Below are 6440 nucleotides of genomic sequence, written 5' to 3' on the forward strand. Positions count from 1 at the left end.
TATTTTGGGAGTCGATCGCCACTTCTGACAGGGAAGCCTAGCACGGGGATTTATAGTATCTCAGAGTCAATTATGGGGGAGGTTGATGATCAGACAGAATTGGGTATTGATTAGCCAGTAAAGCCACCTGAGTGCGATCGCGTAAATTCAGACTGCTTAAAATACTAGAAACATGATTTTTCACAGTTCTCTCGCTAATAAATAACTCCTGGGCAATTTCTCGGTTGCTGTAACCCTTACCAATTAACCGCAAAACCTCCAATTCCCTAGGAGTTAAATCTTGTAAATTATCTGGTAAAGGTTCATCCCTAGAAGCCTTAGACCTAGCAGCCATCACCTTCTCAAATAAACCCGGTCCTAACTGTGTATATCCTTTATACACTGCCCGAATAGCTTGCGCTAGTTCATCGGAAGGTGTATCCTTTAATAGGTATCCTTTAGCGCCGGATTCCATAGCTTGGGTGACATATTCATCATCATCAAAAGTCGTTAATACCAAAACCTTAATTTCCGGCTGTTGTTCAGCAAGCGATCGCATCGCCGCCACCCCATCCATAATTGGCATTCGCACATCCATTAACACCACATCCGGCTTTAATTTTAAGGCTAATTCCACCGCCAATTTCCCATTCTCAGCCTCTCCCACTATTTCCAAGTCTGGTTTCGCCTCTAATAAACTCCGTAACCCTTCCCGAATAATCCCCTGATCATCAACCAACAGAACTCGAATCATGATGCTGATTTTTCCAGATTTTTACTTCAATTTTACACCCTTCACCGGGAGAACTGTTTAAGTCGAAATGACCCCCCACAGCCATCACCCTTTCCCCCATACCTTGCAAGCCAAATCCCGTGGTATTTTGGGCAGGATTAAACCCGCAGCCATTATCCTCAATTTTCAGAGCAAATTCTCGGCTATTTTCTAATAAAAATAAATCTACTTTTGTGGCTTGGGCGTGCTTAGATATATTGGTCAAAGCCTCCTGAATGACCCTATATAAAACGATAGAAATATCAAGGGGTAATGTATCCGGGATTTGTAAATTAGATGCTACCGGGACTGATGTAGTCGCCTCAAACTCGGAAATTAGCTGTGATAGTGCCTGCAAAAAAGACTGTTTTAGAGGATGCGATCGCCAAGATTTCACCGATGCCCGCACCTCTTTTAAGGCTTCCTTCCCCAACTCCCTAGCCTGTTGAAGATGTCGGGCAGCCCGTTGTTTATCCTCAGCGATAAATAGAGCCGCATTTTCCAATTGAATACTTTGGGCAGTCAAATGATGACCTACAGAATCATGAATTTCTCGGGCGATGCGATTACGTTCTTGGCTAATTGCCCTATCCTCAATCAACATAGCATATTCCCTTAACTGTTGATTCGCTTCCGCCAATTTCTGGCGACTTTCTTGCTCTGATAATAGCGCTCCTACTAACAATAAAACAAACAGTAATACTAACCCAAATAAAACACTAGAATTAAAAGTCAGAGTCAATACTAGCCCCTGAATTGGATCAGCCCAATTACCAGCCAGGGGTCTCAGGCGCAGAAATACCCACAGCAGAAATAAGCCATAGGCAAAAATAGCGACCGCAATGCGATCGCGCCAGGAAAATAACAGACAGGCGCGAATAACCACGACTAGCAACAGGGCGGATAAAAAACTCACCCCCCGCCCCCCAAATACCACCGCCAACCAACTAAAGGTAAACCCACAGGCGATATATACCCACCGGATCGCAGGTGTGCGCGATCGCTCAGGTAATCTCAACCCCATGAGACCCAAACTCCCAATACTAACCAAAATCCCCAGGGGAAACCGACGACTGCGGTAGTGTCCCCAATTCCGGTTTCTCTGGCGCGCGCCATACCCCGATCGCCTCTGTTGATTATCCGTTATAGTTTCTGGTCTGTGGATGTGACGGTGAATCCTGTGTCCCTGTCCCTGTTGTCCGGGACTGTGGATGACAGGGGGGCTAAAGGCGGTTAACAGGGCGATCGCCAACAGCACCCACTCTAAATACAGCAGCAAAGGTACTGGAAAACTCCGACGACCCAAAATATTTTTCACGAGCAGCCAACCCCCCCGGATATCTCTTTTGGTACTTTAGGACTATCAGAAACCGTTACCTTTGACCTATCATGATTTGGGTATTCTGATCGAGGCGATCGCAGCTTGTATCTACCTACAATGAGATTAAAGCTCAAACCGAGTCGATAATCTCAAAGATATTCCCGGATTATAGATTATGAATATGCAACGCTTATTTTCTCTAATGGCTGCTACCGCCTTAATTGTCCCCATAACTACCACCGCCGCTTTTGCTGGTCCCCGTAAAGGTCAATGCTTTGATAGTCTGAACCTAACCCCCCAACAACAGGAGATGATGCAAGCAATTCGCGATCGCGCCGCCACTTCCTCAGAGCGTCAACGCCAGGAACTCCAAGCCAGTCGGGAACAAATGCGATCGCTACAACAAAGCAACGCCAGTCCAGAACAATTGCGCCAACAGCGTCAAAGAATCCAAGAGTTGAGTCGCGCCTTGAGTGACCAGCGGTTCGATACCATGTTAGAAATGCGGGAAGTTCTCACCCCAGAACAGCGATCGCAACTCCAAGAAAGAATGGGGGAACGTCAGGGTCGTGGTCCTGGTCCTGGTGGTGGTCCCGGTAATGGTCGTGGTCCCGGTGGTGGTCCCGGTAATGGTCGTGGTCCTGGTCGTGTTGTTCCTAGTAGTGTTCGTTAGAATAGCGATCAAGCCAATTAACTAACTCCTCAACAATAGGAACAGGAAACCGGGCGCGTGAAAGCTGTTTCCTGTTCCCTAAATTAACCCAACTCAAAAGTGATAAACCTGACCGTCAATCAACAACCTAGTGATTCCCTTCGCTTGCAAATGGGGGGCTGTTTTTTGTATTAACCTGCCATCAGGAACCTTAAAAACCCGCTGATTGCGTGCCGAAAACCGACTAGCCACCCGATGATTATCAAAAACAGGTAGAGTTTTTTCCTGAATTTCTTCCGACGGGATACGTCCTAACTCCGCAAAAGCCTTCAAAGGCTTAACAATCAGTTCCGAAGCCCGATCAATCACCAAATAGCAAATTTTAGGTAACTCAGCCTCCGTCAGGGGGAGAATTTGAACTAAGCTGTTAGCATCAGGGGTAAGGGGGCGATCGAACAAATCCTGATCATTGTCCCCATAACCCTCATCCTCATCCTCATCCTCATCCTCATCCTCATCCTCATCCTCATCCTCATCATCCTCAAAATCGCTAAATTCTTCCCCAGAAAACAACTCCGGTGTGATCAACTCCTCCATCTCATCATTTGGAGTTTTCAAATTGGGTTGTTCCCGCAACGGCGCACGGGTAGTTTCCCCAGAATTTGAATCTGGCGTGGCTTCTACAGTCTCAGGTTCTAACACAGATGAGCGTTTCCGCAGGCAGACCTCCGTCGTAGCATCAGAATCTAACTTAGAATCCTCAGATTCCAATGCTTGAGACTCCCCATCAGTAAATTCAGATCTGCTATCCTTGAGTTGGGGTTTTTTCTGATTTCGTAACCGTTGCTTCTGATGAGTTAGAACATCATAAACATCCCGTGGGACGGCACTTTGTAGAATACGCCTTACCGTAGAACTACTCACCCCGAACTTTTCCGCTAGGGTGATGGTCGTTTCCTCCGGTACATCTTGATAAAGCCTAACGATTTCCTGTTTTTGGGAGTCAGAAAGTTTTGAGGATGTCATCAGATTTGGTCTAAATTGGACATTGGAGTTAATTTCCACAGGCTTAGAAGGGATCCCTCTAAGTGCGATCGCCTCTTTGGCTAATTTTCTCTACAGATTTTCTTGAACGATTAGGAACATCAAAACTTGAAGTTCTCTGAAAAATCCAGCGACAAAACTAGACATATCAACTTTCATTCTAGCCTCTGCTGGTGCGTCTACGTCGGCTTTGGCGAGAACGAGTTGATATGTCATATTCTAGGACCGCACCGATCACAAACAAAATGCCAGTAAAGACAAAAAACACTTCTAGCAAGTTGCCACTTTCATACTCAATTTCGACCCGAGAATCAGACCATTTAAAGTAAGTATCCGCCACATACAGCGAGAAGATAGCAAAGGCTATCATACGCCAGGACTGAGAAAAGCGCCCTCCCCAAAAAGCCAGAATCAGGGCAGTTGCTAGAATCAGCAACACCACATCACCATAGATGTAAAACAAATTCAGCCAAAATCCCAGAGGTTCAAGTTTAGCATCAACTGCCAGCACCCAATCTGGGGCCGTACTTTCTTCTTCCTCCTCAGCCATGGCTTCATCAACCATAGCCACTCCATTAGGGGTAGTGACTATCTGTTCCTGACCCGGGGGTTCTTCAGTAGTCCCTAACAGCCCAAAAAATGACGGATCAGCTACCCAGGTTGCCAAAGTTATACCAGCGATCGCCACACCAGCCAGAGTCGCCCACTGCCAAACCTCCAGATTTAGGCGTTTAGAAGTCACCGCCGTAACCATTCCCCAGCCAAACAACAAATAGCTGAGGACATAGAACCCATCCCCTAGGGAAACCACCGGGTCAAGGTTCCATACCAGTTCCCATAAACCAAATAGTAAACCTCCCATAAAATAAAACAGTGATCCTAGACCAATTCCCAGCCAGACATTGCGTCCGCTGACCATTTGGGGGCTACGCCAATTTCTATAGCAAACCAGTGCAGCCATCAGAAAAGCACCCAATTCAAAGATATAAGTGCCAACGGAATACCATAAAGGTCGTTCTTCCCCTGGCGCACTTACACTAAACAGCAGGAAGAACAACAGAGCCAGAACCACCCAGGTGATGCCAAATATCAGCAGATTTTGCGGAGATACCAGAGATGATATAACCGATGATTTTTGTTGTGACGTGCTACTCATAGCGATACAATAACAAGAAATCTACAGTTGAAAACCATTACTAAACCAGATCGCAATAGATTTGCCCAAGAATACTCATTCAAAAACTAATCTCAATTCGAGCCTCCCATATTTAGATACCAAAACCAAAAAATCCTAACATTACTTAACTTATCTCCCAGAGATTTCCCAGAGTAGATTCACCCAGCCAACTGATAAATGAATCCCGGTCTTCTTGGGCCAAGTCCTGTAGAACTTCATCTAAGCCTTCTGCAAAGCTAGTATTTCCGAAGTAGCTCTTACCCAGACGGTAAACTTCTTCTAGCAATGTTTTCAGGTTATTTTCATTCCAGGAAGGAATTTGTAAACTTTCCAGGGGGTCTTTGGTCAAAAGAGTTTTGACCGCCTCTGAGTTATCATGGGCGGGAAATTTACCTTTTTGAAGAATCTTGAGCAGATCCTTTTCAAAGGCTACAGCTTGTCTTGACCCCAATAAATCCTCAACATCAAAGTAAACTGCTTGTAAGACCAATAGAGAAGCGCGAATGAGGCCTGATACCTTAGCATCAGTACCTCCACCCCCCTCACTACCGAGTTGTTCAAGGCGAACTTTACCCCAAACACTATAGCGTTCTGGTTCTTCGAGTAGTACGCAGGCTTTACCCTTGTTATCAGTCAAGTCTCGCCAATAAGCTCTGGCTTCGTTTTCTTGCTGAACAGTAAAAACCTTCATCAGACGGAACGTCTGCCCTTGATAATAGAGAATGGGAATCTGTTGATCCCGATTGGGGTGTTGGATCGTGGAGATCTCAACATCCTGTCGTTTCAGAATAAACATAACACTATGTACCTACTCTTGGCAGAGTTGCAGGTCGGCTCGTGTTTGTTATTGTAGTGCTTGTTGAACCCATGGCGCTATAATCTCCAATGTGGCAAACTTAATCATCCCAGATAATTTTTGCCAGTCAACTGTCAATCTCGATCGCTTTTATGTTATCATCTACACGTGTCCATTGATGATCAAGCCTTGGGACTTGAGTTTACTTGATTTAGGTTGATACTAGTTGATACTATAGGTGTCAACTTCAGGTAAAATGCAAGACTTGCCTGGGTGTGTAACTCAGCTGGATAGAGTAGCGGCCTTCTAAGCCGTTTGTCGTAGGTTCGAGTCCTACCACACCCGTTTACTGTAAACCCTTATCCTGACTACTATCGCGTGATATCGCTCAACCCGATAGTGGTATCGTTGCGCACAAAATACACTTCATTAAGTCTTAACACACAGGATAATTAGCGCATATCCCTTAGCAACAAATCTTAATTATTGACGGGTTAATCAATAAGCAGTTATGGTCGAAAGGGAAGTCGCCTTCCCCAACTCCAATTCAAAACCGTGCTTGCGAGTTTCCCAGCACACGGCTCCTGATGTATAGTATTAGTCAAGGTGGTTAGGACGCAGCTTTGAGAACGGAATCCATGGCATCATGGAGAGAATCAAACTGCTCAATACAATGGCGAATGCGGGCTTTCAACCACG

At 45.6% G+C, this 6440-nt stretch carries 6 protein-coding genes and 1 tRNA gene; 2 read left to right on the forward strand and 5 right to left on the reverse strand.

The genetic code is table 11. From position 1 onward, the window contains the following. Nucleotides 1-70 precede the first annotated feature (70 nt). Both ACTIE0_RS06640 and ACTIE0_RS06645 read right to left on the reverse strand, forming a co-directional pair. Nucleotides 71-733, reverse strand: a complete 663-nt coding sequence (locus ACTIE0_RS06640) for a response regulator (RefSeq protein WP_006624908.1) — start codon at nt 731-733, stop codon at nt 71-73. Then, nucleotides 711-2069, reverse strand: coding sequence for a sensor histidine kinase (locus tag ACTIE0_RS06645; RefSeq protein WP_006668242.1), 1359 nt, complete (start codon nt 2067-2069; stop codon nt 711-713). Before ACTIE0_RS06645 ends, ACTIE0_RS06640 begins: the two co-directional genes overlap by 23 nt. A 178-nt stretch (nt 2070-2247) precedes the next feature. On the opposite strand from ACTIE0_RS06645, the gene ACTIE0_RS06650 reads away from it, so the two are divergent. Beyond that, nucleotides 2248-2745 (forward strand): Spy/CpxP family protein refolding chaperone, encoded by a 498-nt coding sequence (locus ACTIE0_RS06650; protein WP_006624906.1) that lies wholly within the window; start codon nt 2248-2250, stop codon nt 2743-2745. 93 nt (nt 2746-2838) lie between these two features. Here the strand turns inward: ACTIE0_RS06650 and ACTIE0_RS06655 are convergent, their stop codons facing one another. The 3 genes from ACTIE0_RS06655 to ACTIE0_RS06665 all read right to left on the reverse strand — a co-directional run bounded on the left by ACTIE0_RS06655 (nt 2839) and on the right by ACTIE0_RS06665 (nt 5741). Further along, on the reverse strand, nt 2839-3750 hold the full coding sequence (locus tag ACTIE0_RS06655; protein ID WP_006668241.1) for a helix-turn-helix domain-containing protein: 912 nt from the start codon (nt 3748-3750) through the stop codon (nt 2839-2841). Nucleotides 3751-3928: 178 nt separating this feature from the next. Further along, complete coding sequence (locus tag ACTIE0_RS06660; protein ID WP_006624903.1) at nt 3929-4924, reverse strand: hypothetical protein; 996 nt, start codon at nt 4922-4924, stop codon at nt 3929-3931. Between the two features lie 145 nt (nt 4925-5069). After that, nucleotides 5070-5741 carry an Npun_F0813 family protein gene (locus ACTIE0_RS06665; RefSeq protein ID WP_006624902.1) on the reverse strand — a complete coding sequence of 224 codons (672 nt, stop codon included), beginning with the start codon at nt 5739-5741 and terminating at the stop codon, nt 5070-5072. 271 nt (nt 5742-6012) lie between these two features. Between ACTIE0_RS06665 and ACTIE0_RS06670 the strand changes: the two genes are divergently transcribed. Beyond that, nucleotides 6013-6086: transfer RNA gene (locus tag ACTIE0_RS06670), tRNA-Arg, on the forward strand. Nucleotides 6087-6440 lie beyond the last annotated feature (354 nt).

It is taken from the genome of Limnospira sp. (genome assembly GCF_051859755.1).
GTDB classification, from domain to species: Bacteria; Cyanobacteriota; Cyanobacteriia; order Cyanobacteriales; family Microcoleaceae; genus Limnospira; species Limnospira fusiformis.

What these genes read in the sequence shown, in the direction of transcription:
- ACTIE0_RS06640 (WP_006624908.1), bottom strand. Translation starts at nt 733, where the DNA reads ATGATTCGAGTTCTGTTGGTTGATGATCAGGGGATTATTCGGGAAGGG.
- ACTIE0_RS06650 (WP_006624906.1), top strand. Translation starts at nt 2,248, where the DNA reads ATGAATATGCAACGCTTATTTTCTCTAATGGCTGCTACCGCCTTAATT.
- ACTIE0_RS06655 (WP_006668241.1), bottom strand. Translation starts at nt 3,750, where the DNA reads ATGACATCCTCAAAACTTTCTGACTCCCAAAAACAGGAAATCGTTAGG.
- ACTIE0_RS06660 (WP_006624903.1), bottom strand. Translation starts at nt 4,924, where the DNA reads ATGAGTAGCACGTCACAACAAAAATCATCGGTTATATCATCTCTGGTA.
- ACTIE0_RS06665 (WP_006624902.1), bottom strand. Translation starts at nt 5,741, where the DNA reads ATGTTTATTCTGAAACGACAGGATGTTGAGATCTCCACGATCCAACAC.